This is a genomic window from Serratia sp. J2, assembly GCF_046269175.1.
Lineage (GTDB): Bacteria > Pseudomonadota > Gammaproteobacteria > Enterobacterales > Enterobacteriaceae > Chania > Chania fonticola_C.
Genome location: NZ_JBKABN010000012.1, coordinates 103,405 through 118,568, shown reverse-complemented (window position 1 = coordinate 118,568; position 15,164 = coordinate 103,405). Strand labels below are relative to the sequence as shown.

Annotated in this window: 13 protein-coding genes; 9 read left to right on the top strand and 4 right to left on the bottom strand. The window is 57.2% G+C overall.

Features of this window, described 5'->3' with window-relative positions:
- Positions 1-5: 5 nt before the first annotated feature.
- Positions 6-548 (bottom strand): D-lyxose/D-mannose family sugar isomerase, encoded by a 543-nt coding sequence (locus tag ACKWMY_RS14295; protein WP_409486475.1) that lies wholly within the window; start codon positions 546-548, stop codon positions 6-8.
- A gap of 220 nt (positions 549-768) precedes the next feature.
- On the opposite strand from ACKWMY_RS14295, the gene ACKWMY_RS14290 reads away from it, so the two are divergent.
- Genes ACKWMY_RS14290 through ACKWMY_RS14270 form a run of 5 tightly spaced genes read left to right on the top strand, consistent with a single transcriptional unit; the run spans position 769 to position 6,943 of the window.
- A complete protein-coding gene (locus ACKWMY_RS14290) occupies positions 769-1,803 on the top strand; it encodes an NAD(P)-dependent alcohol dehydrogenase (protein ID WP_161712239.1) in 1,035 nt (344 codons plus the stop codon).
- Between the two features lie 3 nt (positions 1,804-1,806).
- Positions 1,807-3,324 (top strand): xylulokinase, encoded by a 1,518-nt coding sequence (gene xylB, locus ACKWMY_RS14285; RefSeq protein WP_409486474.1) that lies wholly within the window; start codon positions 1,807-1,809, stop codon positions 3,322-3,324.
- The gene (locus ACKWMY_RS14280) at positions 3,321-4,826 is read left to right on the top strand and encodes a sugar ABC transporter ATP-binding protein (protein WP_074031861.1); all 1,506 of its coding nucleotides are present in this window, start codon (positions 3,321-3,323) and stop codon (positions 4,824-4,826) included. The genes xylB and ACKWMY_RS14280 overlap by 4 nt, the downstream gene beginning before the upstream one ends.
- Positions 4,827-4,863: 37 nt before the next feature.
- On the top strand, positions 4,864-5,901 hold the full coding sequence (locus tag ACKWMY_RS14275; protein ID WP_024529696.1) for an ABC transporter permease: 1,038 nt from the start codon (positions 4,864-4,866) through the stop codon (positions 5,899-5,901).
- Positions 5,902-5,950: 49 nt separating this feature from the next.
- On the top strand, positions 5,951-6,943 hold the full coding sequence (locus tag ACKWMY_RS14270) for a substrate-binding domain-containing protein (RefSeq protein ID WP_370592698.1): 993 nt from the start codon (positions 5,951-5,953) through the stop codon (positions 6,941-6,943).
- A gap of 515 nt (positions 6,944-7,458) precedes the next feature.
- On the opposite strand, the gene flhA is transcribed toward ACKWMY_RS14270, so the two are convergent.
- From flhA to hypA, 3 genes are all read right to left on the bottom strand, one after another.
- Positions 7,459-9,525 carry a formate hydrogenlyase transcriptional activator FlhA gene (gene flhA, locus ACKWMY_RS14265; protein WP_308872968.1) on the bottom strand — a complete coding sequence of 689 codons (2,067 nt, stop codon included), beginning with the start codon at positions 9,523-9,525 and terminating at the stop codon, positions 7,459-7,461.
- 139 nt (positions 9,526-9,664) lie between these two features.
- Positions 9,665-9,958, bottom strand: a complete 294-nt coding sequence (gene hybG, locus ACKWMY_RS14260) for a hydrogenase maturation factor HybG (protein ID WP_024529693.1) — start codon at positions 9,956-9,958, stop codon at positions 9,665-9,667.
- Between the two features lie 15 nt (positions 9,959-9,973).
- Positions 9,974-10,318: a hydrogenase maturation nickel metallochaperone HypA gene (gene hypA / locus ACKWMY_RS14255; protein WP_024529692.1), complete on the bottom strand. Its 345-nt coding sequence runs from the start codon at positions 10,316-10,318 to the stop codon at positions 9,974-9,976.
- Between the two features lie 660 nt (positions 10,319-10,978).
- Here hypA and hydN point away from each other — a divergent pair.
- From hydN to ACKWMY_RS14235, 4 genes are read left to right on the top strand one after another with little or no spacing between them, the layout of a single operon-like run.
- Entirely contained in the window at positions 10,979-11,521 is a 543-nt protein-coding gene (gene hydN, locus ACKWMY_RS14250) for an electron transport protein HydN (RefSeq protein ID WP_161712243.1), read from the top strand.
- Positions 11,522-11,552: 31 nt separating this feature from the next.
- Positions 11,553-12,173, top strand: a complete 621-nt coding sequence (locus ACKWMY_RS14245) for a 4Fe-4S dicluster domain-containing protein (RefSeq protein WP_174334557.1) — start codon at positions 11,553-11,555, stop codon at positions 12,171-12,173.
- A gap of 2 nt (positions 12,174-12,175) precedes the next feature.
- Entirely contained in the window at positions 12,176-14,191 is a 2,016-nt protein-coding gene (gene hyfB / locus ACKWMY_RS14240) for a hydrogenase 4 subunit B (protein WP_409486473.1), read from the top strand.
- Between the two features lie 11 nt (positions 14,192-14,202).
- Positions 14,203-15,153 carry a respiratory chain complex I subunit 1 family protein gene (locus ACKWMY_RS14235; RefSeq protein ID WP_024529688.1) on the top strand — a complete coding sequence of 317 codons (951 nt, stop codon included), beginning with the start codon at positions 14,203-14,205 and terminating at the stop codon, positions 15,151-15,153.
- The last annotated feature ends 11 nt before the right edge of the window (positions 15,154-15,164 follow it).

Below are 15,164 nucleotides of genomic sequence, written 5' to 3'. Positions count from 1 at the left end.
CAGCATCAACCGACGCGCCGGACGTTGGGATCGGTAAAAACATCCAGATCATCACGGCTTTGCGACGAGAACTCAGAAACCACCGCGCCAAGCTTGCCTGCCTGGAACCAGTGTCTGGTATTAGGCTTGATTGTATATTGTTCTCCCGCGCGCAACAAAATATAACGCTGGCAGGTATACCACTGTTCGAACCCGGCTGGAGGTTGACAGGCTGGGGTCCCCCGCTCGGTGTTCAAGGTCAGGGCATCATCATCCACAAACAGATAGACCTCCCCCCAGCGGCAGCGGAACGTTTCCTGTTTGCCCGGCGTATCATCAAACGGCGGATGGAGATGCTCCGGACAGGTCTGGTGTGGAAACAACACCAGCTCCTTGGCACAGTAGCGCGGGGTGTTAATGTAAGTGAGTAGCTGTAACCCCGAGCGCGGGTAATCGGCCAGGCCGAAATCCGTCAGCTCGATCTCCTGTTTTTCCACGTCGGTCAACCGTATGCCACAGTCTGCAAGCAAGGTTTGGGTTCTTTCTAACGCATCGATAGGTCGCTGCATGATGTCCTCGTTAACGTTAATGATATCGATACCATCATAATTAACATCACATGCCAATAAATGTGATCTTAACGACTATTTCACCTCATTAAACCAACAAATTTTAACACAAAAGCAAAAAACACAACCAACATCACACATTTTTAGCCCGCTCGCGCTTACTATCCTGATCATTGAAATGATATCGATACCATAAAAATGATACGAAAGGATGATAACCATGCAAGCATTAGTGCTAGAAAAACCCGGTAAAATCAGCATCCAGGATTGTCAGTTTGATGAAGTCCTTGGCGAAAACGATGTACAGGTCAAGATCCATTCCGTCGGTATTTGCGGCAGCGATGTGCATTACTATCAGCATGGCCGCATTGGACCGTTCGTGGTTAACGCCCCGATGGTGCTAGGCCATGAAGCTGCCGGCGTCGTCATGGCGGTTGGCAAAAACGTTCGCCACCTGCAGGTTGGCGATCGGGTTTGCATGGAGCCTGGCATTCCCGATCTGCAATCACAGCAATCCCGTGCAGGGATCTACAACCTGGATCCAGCCGTTCGCTTCTGGGCCACGCCGCCGATCCACGGCTGCCTGAGAGAGAGCGTCATCCACCCTGCCGCCTTCACCTTTAAACTGCCGGATAACGTCAGCTTTGCCGAGGGTGCCATGGTTGAACCCTTGGCTATCGGGATGCACGCCGCCACCAAGGCCGCGATCAAGCCGGGTGATATCGCGCTGGTGATTGGCGCTGGCCCCATCGGCGTGGTGACCGCCCTGGCGGCGTTGGCCGGTGGCTGCTCAGATGTGATTATCTGCGATCTGTTTGAAGAGAAACTGCAGGTGGCCGCCAATTATGAGGGGCTGCACGCGGTCAATATCAAAACCGGCAACCTGGCGCAAAAGGTCGCCGAGTTGACCAGCGGCAACGGCGTCGACATCGTGTTCGAATGCAGCGGGGCCAAACCGGCCATCGGCGGCGTCAGCGAGCATATTGCTCCCGGTGGCACCGCAGTGCTGGTCGGCATGCCGATCGATGCAGCCCCCATGGACATCGTGGCCGCCCAGGCCAAAGAGGTCACCTTCAAGACCATTTTCCGTTACGCCAATATGTATCCACGCACCCTGCGCCTGCTCAGCTCCGGCAAGTTGCGGGTCCAGCCGCTGATCTCGCAAAGCTTCAAGTTCAAAGACAGCGTGGCCGCCTTTGAACGCGCGGCGGCGGGTCATCCAACCGACATCAAAATCATGTTGGAAATGGAGTAACCCATGGCGCTCTATGCAGGCATCGACTGTGGTACACAAGGCACCAAGGTGGTGATTGTCGATGGCACATCCGGCACCATCGTGGGCCAAGGCAGCGCGCCGCATGAGATGATCAGCGACTCTTCCGGCCGCCGGGAACAGTTGACCGTGTGGTGGATTGAGGCATTGTTGCTGGCGTTTCGTCAGGCGATCGACAGCGCCAGCATTGACCCAGCGGCCATTGTCGCCCTGTCGGTTTCCGGGCAGCAGCACGGTTTCGTTGCTTTGGATGAACAAGGCGACGTGCTACACGCGGTGAAACTATGGTGCGACACCTCCACACAGCGGGAAAACGACGTTCTGCTGGCGGGCCTGGGTGGCATCAAAGGTTCCTTGCAGAAGCTGGGGCTGATGGTGGCGGCGGGCTATACCGCGTCCAAGATCCTGTGGTTCAAGCAACAACATCCACAGCTGTGGGCACGGTTGAAAACGGTACTGTTACCGCATGACTATCTTAACTTCTGGCTGACCGGAGAGCGGGTCGCGGAATTTGGCGATGCCTCCGGCAGCGGGCTGTTTGACATTCGTCAGCGCTGCTGGGATCGCGATGCCGTAGCGCTGATCGACGATAGCGGCCTGCTGTGGAACGCCCTGCCTCGCCTGATCAACGCCGAGGAAAGCGTTGGCTACTTGCGCCCGGAAGTCGCAGACCTGCTGGGTCTGCAGCCCAATGTCCGGGTGGCCAGCGGCGGCGGCGACAACATGATGGCGGCAATCGGCACCGGTAACATTCGCCCCGGTATCGTGACCATGAGTCTCGGCACCTCCGGGACGCTGTTTGCCTATGCCGATCGGCCGGTGGTCAGCCATTCTGAAGCGATTGCCGGTTTCTGCTCCAGCAGCAACGGCTGGCTGCCGCTGATTTGCACCATGAACGTCACCTCTGCCAGCACCTCGGTACAGCGCCTGTTACAGCAGGACGTGGCCGGATTCAATCAGGCCCTTGCCGCCACCGAGCCTGGAGCGGCGGGTGTGATGATGCTGCCATTCTTCAACGGCGAGCGCGTTCCACCACTGCCCGCAGCCAAGGCCAGCCTGCATAACCTGGACAGTGACAACTTTACCGGAGCCAACCTGTGCCGGGCCGTAGTAGAAAGCGCTACCTATGGCCTGCGTTACGGCCTCGACCTGTTCCAGCAGCAAGGTATTTCCACCAGCGAAATTCGCCTCACCGGCGGTGGCGCTCGCAGCGCCTGCTGGCGGCAGATCGTTGCCGACGTGATGAACTGCCCGGTGGTGTGTCTGGCAGAAAAGGAAACCGCTGCGTTGGGTGCCGCCATTCAAGCTATGTGGTGTGACAACCTTGTGGCCCAACCCGACCTGTTGGCCTCAGAAGAGTTAACCAGGCTATGCCAGCGTTTTGTCCGGCTGGATGAAGAGACCCGCGTGATGCCGGATCCGCAGCGCCAGCGGCAATATGCCGATCTGTATGCCGGTTACCTGAACCTACTGCAAAAAGAGTATCCCGAGGTGAAGCTATGACACGCGATCCCCAGACCCAAGCCCCGGCCTACTTGCTGGAAGTCACCGGCGTGAGGAAGTCGTTTGGCTCCGTCGTCGCACTGAAAAACGCCGAATTCTGCCTGCGCAAAGGGTCGATCCACGCGCTGTGCGGCGGCAACGGTGCCGGGAAATCCACCTTTCTCAGCATCCTGATGGGCTTTATCCAGCCCGACAGCGGCGATATTTTCGTCAATGGCCAACGTTGTGAATTTGCTCATCCAAAAGAGGCGCTGGCGGCAGGCATCGCCATCGTGCAACAAGAGCTGAGCGCCATCCCCGATCTGACGGTGGCCGAAAACATCTGGCTGGGGCGCGAACCCCGCCGCCTGGGGTTTGTGGATTTCAAAACCATGAACCAGCAGACCGCTGCGCTGTTGCAGGACCTGCATTTTGCCCTGTCGCCGACGGAAAAAATGCGCAACCTCAGCGTGGCGGAACAGCAACTGGTGGAGATCGCCAAGGCCCTCTCCCACTCAGACGCCGACATCATCATCATGGATGAACCCACGTCGGCCATCGGCGAGGAGGACGTGCAGAAAATCTTCCAGGCGATCACCCGTTTGGCCGCCAAGGGCAAAGGCATCATTTATGTCTCGCACCGTCTGTCCGAGATCTTCCAGATTGCCGACAGCTACACCATTTTTCGCGACGGTAGCTATATCCATGAAGGGTTGTTGCAAGATATCACCCGCGAGCAACTGATCGAGCACATCATTGGCGGCGAGTTCGAAAGCGAGTTTGCCAAGTTCAATCAGCCCGGCGATGAAGTGATGATGGAGGTGCAGCACCTGTGCTGGGGCAACAAGATCCGCGACATCAGCCTGACGTTAAAACGCGGCGAGATCCTGGGGATTTACGGGCTGGTAGGGTCCGGGCGCAGTGAGTTCCTCGATCTGATCTTTGGCATTCAGCACGCGGACAGCGGCACCATCCAGATCGGCGATCGTCAGCTCGCCAAACATTCACCACAAGAATCAATCAACAGCGGCCTGGCCTACGTGACGGAAGATCGCAAGGATACCGGCCTGGTGCTGTGCCGCTCGGTTAAAGAAAATATCAACGTAGCTTCGCTGGGTGCCATCAGCCAACTGGGCATGATTAACCCAGGCCAGGAACAGCAGCGTGCCAACGATATGATCCAGCGCTTCAACATCAAAACCCCCGATGCCGACCACATCGTCGGCAACCTGAGCGGCGGCAACCAGCAGAAGGTGGTATTGGGGCGTTGGGCCTTGCTCGATCCGCAAATCATGCTGCTCGATGAGCCGACGCGCGGCATTGACGTGGGGGCCAAAAAAGAGATCTACCGCTTTATGTCCGAATTCGCGCTGAAGGATAAAGCGATCATCATGGTGTCTTCCGAGCTGTCAGAAATTATCGGTATGAGCGACCGCATTCTGGTGTTTCGTAACGGCATGCTCGCCGGTGAATTATCGACTAAAAACGCCACGCAGGCGGAACTAATGAAACTGGCCGTATAGCCAGGCAATCAACTCATTATTTTAAAGAGAACTTACTATGAATGGCACCCACTCATTAACGCCCGGGTTAGCTTTTTTTACGCAAAATAAACGACATCTGCACAAATACGGCATTATTATCGCCTTCTTCGTGTTGTGTCTGATCGTCACGGTGATTGGCGAAGTTCAGGTGGCGCAAGGTGCCTGGAGCAGCAATTACTTCTTAAGCGACGAGAACATGCTGATCGTTCTGCGCCAGATCTCGATTAACGGCATTCTGGCCATCGGCATGACCTTTGTGATTATTACCGCCGGGGTCGATCTTTCCGTGGGCTCGGTATTGGCGCTGAGCGGCATCGTTGCCGCCCGCTTTGCCACCACCAACAGCGGGCTGTCTATCGGCGATACCGCGCACGCCGTGATGGTGCCGCTGATTGTCGCCCTGGGCATCGGTATCGTCTGCGGGCTGATCAACGGCACCATTCTGGCCCGCTACCGCTTGCAGCCCTTCATCGTCACCATGGGGATGCTTTCCGCCGCCCGTGGCCTGGCGCTGCTGACGACCGACGGTAACCCGGTTTCCCAACTCAACAACGATTTCCGCTGGTTAGGCAATGGCTATGTGCTGGGCATCCCGGTGCCGGTGATTATTTTCACCGCCCTGTTTGTGCTCGCCTGGATCCTGCTCAATAAGACCATCTTCGGCCGCCATGTGTATGCCGTGGGGGGCAACCAGAAGAGCGCCCGCACCTCCGGCATCAGCGTGATCCAAATCAAGGTATTGGTCTACACCCTGTGTGCTGCCCTGGCGGGCATCGCCGGTTTGATCCTGACGGCCCGTACCGGCTCCGCACAAACCAACGCCGGTAGCGCCTACGAGCTGGACGCCATTGCCGCCGTGGTCATTGGCGGCACCAGCATGGCCGGCGGCGTCGGCACCTTGGTTGGCACCCTGTTCGGCGTATTGATTATCGGCGTGATGAATAACGGCCTTGATTTGCTCGGTGTGCAGTCCTATTACCAGCAGATCATCAAGGGCGCATTGATTGTTGTCGCCGTGTTGCTCGACCCGTCACGCAAACAACAGCGTGACTAACTTACCTCATAACAACAAAACCCTATAACCAGGAGTCACCATGAACAAGATGACCAAAATTGCGTTGCTCACCTCCGGCCTGCTGCTGGGGACCTCAACGCTGGCCCAGGCCGCCCCGGTGAAAATCGCCGTGCTGATGTACGGCATGAAGGCCGAGTTTGTCCAACTGATGGAAAAGGCGGCGAAAGAGCATCCTGAGGTTAAAAACGGCAACGTGCAGCTCACCGTTTACGATGGCCGCTATGACCCGATGGTGCAGAACAATCAGGCAGAAACCGCCATTCAGACCAAGACTGATGCCATCATCATTAACCCGATGGATTACGAGGCCAACATCGATGTAGTGACCATGGCCAACAAGGCCAAGATCCCGGTGGTAGTCACCAACGCCCGTTTGAATACCGACCAGATGACCTCTGAAGTGGTCTCTGACGACGTGCTGGGCGGGTATCTGGAAGCCAAAGCGGTGCTGCAAAAAATGAACTGCCAGGGCAACGTGGTGATTATCGAAGGGCCAAAAGGCGGCAGCGGCGAGATCCAGCGCGGACAAGGCAACGACAAGGCTATTGCCGAATGTGGCCCAGGCAAAATCAAGGTGCTGGAGCGCAAGACGGCCAACTGGTCACGTGCCGAGGCACTGCCGCTGATGGAAAACTGGTTGCAGAAACACCGTGGCCAGATTAACGGCGTCATCGCGCAAAACGACGAAATGGCCTTGGGAGCGATTGAAGCCATCAAGGGTGCCAATCTGAACGTGAAAGATTTTGCGATTGCCGGGGTCGACGGCGTCTCCGATGCCATTCGTGCCGTACAGGCCGGTGAGATGGTGTCGATTCTGCAAGATGCCCATGCCCAGATGCAGGGTTCTATCGATGTAGCGCTGCGCGCGGTAAAAGGCGACAGCTATCAGCCACAGTCGGATATCTGGAAGCAGTATGCAGGCCAGATGCAGTGGGATAACGGCACGGCTAAACGCTACTCGGTGCCATGGACCGTGGTGACCACCGAAAACGCCGCCCAACTGCTGGATGCGCGTAAGTAAGTATCCCTAAACCTTTGAACTAGTCTATTAATCTCCCCCTCACCCCAACCCTCTCCCACAGGGAGAGGGAGCTGCATAGAGTGCGAAGTTAGACCATACAGCGTCGGAAACTTGGGAGTAATAAAAAGATCAAAGACTGGGCATTACACCGAAAAATCAACGAACTCGATCCCTACAGGGAGAGGGAGCTGCGTGGAGTGCGAAGTTAGACCATACAGCTTCGGAAAGTTGGGAGTAATAAAAAGACCAAAGTCCGGGCATTACACTGAAAAAATCAACGAACTCGATCCCCACAGGGAGAGGGAGCTGCATAGAGTGCGAAGTTAGCCCGTACAGCTTCGAAAAGTTGGGAGTAATAAAAAGACCAAAGAAAGACCAAAGACTGGGCATTACACCGAAAAATCAACGAACTCGATCCCTACAGGGAGAGGGAGCTGCGTGGAGCACGAAGTTAGCCCGTACAGCTTCGGAAAGTTGGGAGTAATAAAAAGACCAAAGACAGGACGTTACGCCGCTCAATTCACCGAAATCCCCCACTTTTTCATCCGCGATAGCAGCGTTGTCCGTTTTAGCCCAAGGCGCTGTGCGGCCCCTCGTGGCCCGGCGACTACGCCGTTGGTTTCTCTCAGCACACGTAGCACCCGTTGGCGCTCATCCTCCTCCGGCGACACCGTTTCCATGGCTGGCGCCGAGAGCACCACTGCGGGTTGCGAATACTGCAATTCAGGTAGCGGCAGCTCGAGCACCGAGCCACGCGTCAACAATACCGCCCGCTCAATCACGTTCTCCAGTTCACGCACGTTGCCTGGCCATGGCATCTGGCTTAATAACCGCAGCGTTTGCGCCGGGATACTGTCGATGGTGCGTTTCATGCGGCGAGCAATTTTATGGGTCAGGAACTTCACCAACTGGGGGATATCCTCAGGCCGTTCGCGCAGCGGTGGAATGACGATAGGAAACACGTTCAGGCGATAGAACAGATCGCTGCGAAACTCACGATCGGCCACCATCTGTTGCAAATCCCGGTTGGTAGCGGCGATCAGACGGATATCAACAGAGATCGGTTTGTTGCCACCGACTCGCTCAAACTCCCGCTCCTGTAACACCCGCAGCAGCTTGGGTTGCAGCTCAATGGGGATCTCCCCCACTTCATCCAGGAACAGTGTCCCCTTCTCCGCCAGCTCAAAGCGGCCCATGCGTTGCGTGGAAGCCCCGGTAAACGAGCCTTTTTCATGGCCAAACAGGTCGCTTTCCAACAAACCCGCAGGCATTACCGCACAGTTCATTTTCACCATGCGCTGGTCACGCCGTTCGCTCAGGTTATGGATCGCTCGTGCTATCAGCTCCTTGCCGGTGCCCGTTTCCCCGAGGATCAGCACCGAACAGTCGCTTTTAGCCACGATTTCGACCTGTTTGAGTACCGAAGACATCCCCGCGCTGCGCCCAACAATCTCGCTCAGATCGGGATGATTGACGTTGATCTGCTCGGTCAGATACAGGTTCTCATGCACCAGACTCTCTTTAAGCCGGTTGATCTCCTGGCAGGCCAGCGCGTTATCCACCGCGATAGCAATACGTTCTGCAATCTGTTGCAGCACCCGCAAGTTGGCCGCGTTGAAGCCATCCGCCTGGCATTGCGCCAGCTTCAGCACGCCCAGCTTCTTTTGGCCGAATATCAGTGGCAATACGCACAATGCCTCGATCCTGCCCTGTGATATATCAAACAGCCGACGTTCATAGCCGGAAAGCTGCTCGGCATTTTTCAGGTTCAACAGCAGCATTTCGCCGCTGCTCATCACCCGTTCGGTTAAGGTGCCTGCCAGCGCCACGTTGTACTGCTGGCGTTCGGCGACGTTATTGTTCAGATAGTGGGTAGAGTAGATGGTGAGCTGCTCGGCGTGATCACTGCGTAACACGATGCTGATGGCGTCACTGTTGAAAAAGTGGTGAATTTTTTCCGAGATCTCCCCCATTACGTCATCCAGATCCAGCTTTGACAGCACCGCATTGGTGACATCCACCAAGATGCGATAGTCATCCAGCTCATGACGCAGTTGGTGCTGTAGCCCTTGCGCGTTTTCCAGCAAAACAATCTGCTGCGTGGCCAGCGCCACCAGCTCCATCAGCGTTTGCAACTGCACCAGGCTGGCATCGCTGAACGGCTCGTTTCCGCTACGCAGTAATTCACAGCCACCGAGCGGCCGACCGCCCGCATGTAGCGGCATCAAACAGTATTGGTTGAAGGGCGGATGCAACTTCAGGGCGCGGATTTGCGGATAGCGATCGTGCAGCTCATCGGCCTGCCAGCGTTGGGGTAACGAGCTGTGTTGGAAGCGGCTCACCGGGCCATTCGCCAGCAGCGTTTCGTCCTGATAGTTTACCGGCTGCTGGGCGTGATCCAGCCCGTGAAAACTCACCCGTTCGCTATGAGGATCAAATAGCACCAACGCGACGCTGTCGGCCAGTTGCAAGCGCCGCAACACCTGACGCAATTGCAGTAACAGATCGATGAAATTATGCTGCCCGAGCAGCATGCGGGTAATTTCGAGCAGGTCTTGTTGTTCTAAGCGTACAGTCGACATGGTTTATCACTTGTCTGAGTCACGAAGATTATTGCCAGCGAACATCCTCACAAAGAGTAAGGTTTGTTAATGGTAATTTCTCCCGACCGGATCAACAAAACACCGCAACAGGAATATCATTTGCCGGGGATAGCACAATTTATCGCCGTTCCTGGTCACCTTCGCCTGCCAGGAACAGCGCGACGTCCTGCTCCACTTCTCCCATAGCTTGCAGCGCCGACAAGGTTTCCTGTGCTTCGTGCTCATCCAGGCGGCTCATGGCAAAGCCTACATGGATCAGCACCCAGCTACCGATTAGCGCTTCTGGCGCTTCATCGTCCTGACACACCAGGGCAATATTCACTTCTCGTTGCACACCGCAGACGTCGACCCAGGCGTGCTGGGGTTGGTTTTCGTCCAGCGCCACAACCTTACCGGGAATGCCTATACACATGCTTTTTCCTCTTGGTTATTCAATTTCCAGGCGCTTGAGTTGCAAGCCGTCATCCGCCTGCACCCGTAGGTTGCGCCCGCCGCATTGCGGGCAGATCAACACCTGGGGAACCAGCAGTTGCATCTCCGCCCGGCAGTCGTGACACCAGCACTGGGCCTGTTGTTCGAGCAGATGTAACTCACAGCCTTCGGCCAAGGTGCCGCGACAAACCATGTCGAAGCAGAACCGTAGGGACTCCGCCTCCACGCAGGAAAATGCGCCAATCTCAAACCAGACGGCGGTAATACGCCGGGCATGATTTTGCCGGGCGTGTTGCTGCATGATTTCCATCGCATGATGGCACAGGGTTATTTCATGCATCTGTCCTCCGTTGTTCGGCGATGAATGGCCGAAGCTTCAGCTAGTGCAATTACGGTGCCAAGGTGATCCCATGGCCCTCTCCCCAAGGAGAGGGGACCGATCGAATTGGGCTGAAAGTATAGTGATCCTTCATAAACACCGGCTGACTCACCTTTGCTAAAGGGGGCGATCGAGGTTGCTGATATGACAGCCCTTCTCCCAACAGAGTAGGGACTATCAGCCCCCTCTCCCTGTGGGAGAGGGGACCGATCGAGTTGGGCTGAAAGTATAGTGATCCTTCATAAACACCGGCTGACTCACCTTTGCTAAAGGGAGCGATCGAGGTTGCTGATATGACAGCCCTTCTCCCAACAGAGTAGGGGCTATCAGCTCCCTCTCCCTGTGGGAGAGGGCTGGGGTGAGGGCCAAACCGTCATTTTTGCTATCGATTTCGACAAAAATGACGAAGTGACGACGCCAACCCGGGCTGAATGTGACGAATATCCCCTCCCGCGTCGTCGTTTATGCCAATCAGCCGTTCATATGCGGCCAATAAAAACACAACCATTTGTTTTATATATATTTATTACGTTTGGCACGTTTTATGTATAGCTAACGGCAGCACAGACTCAAAGGCTCGCCGCCTGGGGTTTAACGATGGAAGGTAACCAGGAGTGACTGATGAACAGGTTTATCATGGCCGATCCGCAAAAATGCATCGGCTGCCGCACTTGTGAGATCGCCTGCGTAGTGGCACATAGCCAAAACCAGGATGTCTCGGCGCTGGATGCCGCCAACTTCACGCCTCGCCTGCATCTGCTGAAAGGCGGCAATATCAGCACCGTGGTGCTGTGTCGTCAGTGTGATGATGCCCCCTGCGCCAGCGTTTGCCCCAACGGGGCCATCAGCCAGAGCGACGGCATGGTCAAGGTCACGCAGGAACGCTGCATCGGCTGTAAAGCCTGCGTCATGGCTTGCCCGTATGGGGTGATGGAAGTGATCACCCGCCCGGTAGCCCACCATGGCAATGCCTTGATGTTCCCCGCCGCCGAGAAAGCGGAAGCGCACAAGTGCGATCTCTGCTCCGGACGAGCCAACGGCCCGGCCTGTATGGAGTTTTGCCCCACCGATGCGCTGCACTGCGTAGACCAACAGCTGCTGCAAAAAATGAATGCGGAAAAACGCCGCCGCGCCGCACTCACCCCACTGTCGTTGGCAATGTGAGCGTGAATCGCTTTCTGTTGGAGGAACGGCCATGAACCGCTTTGTTATTGCGGAGCCTCAGCACTGTATCGGCTGCAACACCTGCATGGCCGCCTGCACCGAGGTGCATAAGGCGCAAGGGCTACAGTCGCATCCCAGACTGACGGTGACGCGCGTCGGAGAGCAAACGGCACCGATGCTTTGCCGCCAATGTGAAGACGCCCCTTGCGCGCGCGTTTGCCCGGTCAATGCCATCACGCACGGCGAGCACGCCATCGAGCTGAACGAGACCCTGTGCATTGGCTGCAAGCTGTGTGGCCTGGCCTGCCCGTTCGGTGCAATCACGCCTGCGGGCAGTGGGCCGGTCAATATCCCGTCGATGTTTGAACAGTATGTCCCGGCAGAACTGTTGCCCGACGTGCCAACCAGTCCCGCAAGCCAATCGCCCTATCTGTCCTGGAATGCCGGGATTAAAACGGTGGCGGTGAAGTGCGATCTCTGCGCGTTCCTCGCCGATGGGCCTGAATGCGTACGCATCTGCCCAACCAATGCCTTGCATATCGTCGATGAACAGCAGCTTGAGCAGGAAGCGCAGGCCCGGCGTTTGGCGCGAGCCGGCCAGGTCGCGATCGGCTGGCCATCCTCTCCTTCTCTCGTCAGGGGGCAGAAATAAACATGGACTCTCTCACTCTACTGCTTTGGGCTTTGGTGATTTATGTCGCCGGTGGCGTGCTGTCGCTGCTGCTGTTTCGCCGGGAGCACCTTGCCATTTTGCTGGCGGGGATCAGCGCGATGCTCGGTGGCCTGTTAGGACTATGCAGCGCCGTTCCCGTCCTGTTAAGCGGGCATACCCTCTCCTTCTCCACCCCTGGCCTGTTCTCGTTTGCCGCTTTTGTGGTGCGCATGGACTCGCTGGCGGCTTTCATGCTGGTGGTGATTTCGCTGCTGGTCACCGTTTGCGCGTTGTATTCCATCGCCTATGTGCAGGAATATCGCGGTAAAGGCGCCGCGAGCATGGGGTTCTTTATGAACCTGTTTATCGCCTCGATGGTCGGGCTGGTGGTGATGGATAACGCCTTCTACTTCATCATTCTGTTCGAAATGATGTCACTGGCCTCCTGGTTCCTGGTGATCGCCGATCAGGATGACGAATCCATCAGCGCCGGTTTGCTGTACTTCTTTATCGCCCATGCCGGATCGGTGCTGATCATGATCGCCTTCTTCCTGATGTGGCGGCAGAGCGGCAGCCTGGACTTTGACTCCTTCCGTTCGCTGTCGCTTTCCCCTTGGATGGCATCGGTCGTTTTCCTGCTGGCTTTCTTTGGCTTTGGGGCCAAGGCGGGGATGCTGCCGCTGCACAGCTGGCTACCGCGTGCCCACCCGGCAGCCCCTTCTCATGCTTCTGCGCTGATGTCTGGCGTGATGGTGAAAATCGGCATCTTCGGCATCATCAAGGTCGGGATCGATCTACTGGGTGCCACCGAAATGTGGTGGGGCATCGTGGTGCTGGCCTTCGGCGCGGTGTCTGCGGTGTTGGGTGTGCTGTATGCATTGGCCGAGCACGATATCAAACGCCTGCTGGCCTGGCACACGGTAGAGAACATCGGCATCATTTTAATGGGCGTTGGCGTGGCAATGGTCGGCATGGCTAGCGGACATCCGATAATGGCTGCGCTGGGCCTGCTCGGCGCGCTGTATCACCTGCTCAACCATGCGGTGTTTAAAGGCTTGCTGTTCCTGGGGGCCGGTGCCGTGATTTGGCGCGTGCATACCCGCGATATGGAACAGATGGGGGGTCTGGCGAAGCTGATGCCGCTGACCGGGCTGGCGTTCCTGATCGGCTGTATGTCGATCTCCGCCCTGCCGCCGCTGAACGGTTTTATCAGCGAGTGGTACACCTACCAATCGCTATTCTCCATGAGCCACGACGGCAACGTTGTGATGCGCCTCAGCGGCCCGATTGCCATGGTGATGCTGGCGATCACCGGGGCGCTGGCGGCGATGTGCTTCGTCAAGGTCTACGGCGTCAGCTTCTGCGGCGGGCCGCGCAGTGAAAAAGCGGCGCAGGCTCGCGAAGTGCCATGGCAGATGACAGTCTCCATGCTGTTGCTGGCCCTGCTGTGCGTACTGCTCGGCGTAGGGGCCAGCGTGGTTGCCCCCATTCTGGCGCAGGTTGCCATGACGCTGGTTGGCACTCATGACCTCACCGTCGTGCAAGGTTCAATGCTGGTGCCGCAACTGGCCAGCCAGGCCATGCTGTCACCGGCGTTGACCTTTATCCTGCTGCTCGCTCTGCCGCTGATCCCATTGGCGGTGTATCTGCTGCTGAAAAGCAATCAGTCCAGCTTCCGCCGCCGTGGCGACCCGTGGGCCTGTGGCTATAACTGGGAGCAGGCGATGGCGGTGTCTGCTGGGGGCTTTACCCAACCACTGCGCGCCATGTTTGCTTCGCTGTACCGTCTGCGCAAGCAGCTCGATCCAACGCCTGCATTGTCGCGGGCACTGGAACAGACCACCGCAGGGGCAACCCGTGCCGAACCGTTCTGGGATGACTGGATCATCAATCCGCTGGTCAGGGCCTCTCAACGTCTGGGTGTGCGGTTGCAGGGCATGCAGAGCGGCGACTTCCGCTTCTATTGCCTGTATGTGGTGATCGCCTTGGTGATCCTGCTGTTGCTTGTCGCGGTTTAAGGGGAAATAGCATGTCGATGCAGGAAACACCGTCGTTAATGATGGGACTCTTCGCGCTGATGCAGGCGCTGATAATGCTGGCGCTCGCGCCGCTGTTCACCGGGATCTCCCGCCAAATCCGCGCCCGGATGCACTCGCGCCGTGGCCCCGGCATTTGGCAGGACTACCGCGATATGGGCAAGCTGTTCAAACGCCAGGAGGTGGCTCCGGCACAGTCGGGCGCCATCTTCCGCGTGATGCCTTATGTGTTGCTGAGCAGCATGTTGCTGGTGGCGATGACGCTGCCCATCTTCACGCGGACGTCGCCGTTTGCCGGTGCGGGGGACTTGATCACCCTGCTCTATCTGTTCGCACTGTTCCGCTTCTTCTTCTCGCTGTCTGGTCTGGATACCGGTAGCCCGTTTGCCGGGATCGGGGCCAGCCGCGAACTGACGCTGGGCGTATTGGTGGAACCTACGCTGATCCTGGCGTTGCTGGTGGTGGCCCTGATTGCCGGGTCCACCAATATTGGCACCATCAGCGCCACCCTGACCGAAGGTTGGAGTTCCCCGACGGCTACCCTGCTGGCCATGCTGGCCTGCGGTTTCGCCGCGTTTATTGAAATGGGCAAAATCCCCTTCGATGTAGCGGAGGCGGAACAGGAACTTCAGGAAGGGCCGCTGACCGAATACTCCGGCTCTGGCCTGGCGTTGGTGAAATGGGGGATCGGTCTCAAGCAGGTGGTGGTGGCCGAGCTGTTCCTGGCGGTGTTTATTCCCTTTGGCAAGGCGGCGGAACTGACGGTGCCTGCGCTGGCGCTGGCGACAGTCATCATGCTGGCCAAGCTGCTGGCGGTGTTTGTCATCGCCTCCATTTTTGAAAATACCTTGGCGCGTGGGCGGTTCTTGTTGACGCATCACGTTACCTGGCTCGGTTTTGGCGTAGCGGCGCTGGCCTTTGTCTTTTACCTAACCGGTCTGTAGCCGCCAGGAAA

Bases quoted from the DNA above. Each gene is read 5' to 3' on its own strand.
- hybG (WP_024529693.1), bottom strand. From the start codon at position 9,958: ATGTGTATAGGCATTCCCGGTAAGGTTGTGGCGCTGGACGAAAACCAA.
- hydN (WP_161712243.1), top strand. From the start codon at position 10,979: ATGAACAGGTTTATCATGGCCGATCCGCAAAAATGCATCGGCTGCCGC.
- ACKWMY_RS14295 (WP_409486475.1), bottom strand. From the start codon at position 548: ATGCAGCGACCTATCGATGCGTTAGAAAGAACCCAAACCTTGCTTGCA.
- ACKWMY_RS14280 (WP_074031861.1), top strand. From the start codon at position 3,321: ATGACACGCGATCCCCAGACCCAAGCCCCGGCCTACTTGCTGGAAGTC.
- ACKWMY_RS14270 (WP_370592698.1), top strand. From the start codon at position 5,951: ATGACCAAAATTGCGTTGCTCACCTCCGGCCTGCTGCTGGGGACCTCA.
- hyfB (WP_409486473.1), top strand. From the start codon at position 12,176: ATGGACTCTCTCACTCTACTGCTTTGGGCTTTGGTGATTTATGTCGCC.
- ACKWMY_RS14275 (WP_024529696.1), top strand. From the start codon at position 4,864: ATGAATGGCACCCACTCATTAACGCCCGGGTTAGCTTTTTTTACGCAA.
- flhA (WP_308872968.1), bottom strand. From the start codon at position 9,525: ATGTCGACTGTACGCTTAGAACAACAAGACCTGCTCGAAATTACCCGC.
- ACKWMY_RS14245 (WP_174334557.1), top strand. From the start codon at position 11,553: ATGAACCGCTTTGTTATTGCGGAGCCTCAGCACTGTATCGGCTGCAAC.
- ACKWMY_RS14235 (WP_024529688.1), top strand. From the start codon at position 14,203: ATGTCGATGCAGGAAACACCGTCGTTAATGATGGGACTCTTCGCGCTG.
- ACKWMY_RS14290 (WP_161712239.1), top strand. From the start codon at position 769: ATGCAAGCATTAGTGCTAGAAAAACCCGGTAAAATCAGCATCCAGGAT.
- hypA (WP_024529692.1), bottom strand. From the start codon at position 10,318: ATGCATGAAATAACCCTGTGCCATCATGCGATGGAAATCATGCAGCAA.
- xylB (WP_409486474.1), top strand. From the start codon at position 1,807: ATGGCGCTCTATGCAGGCATCGACTGTGGTACACAAGGCACCAAGGTG.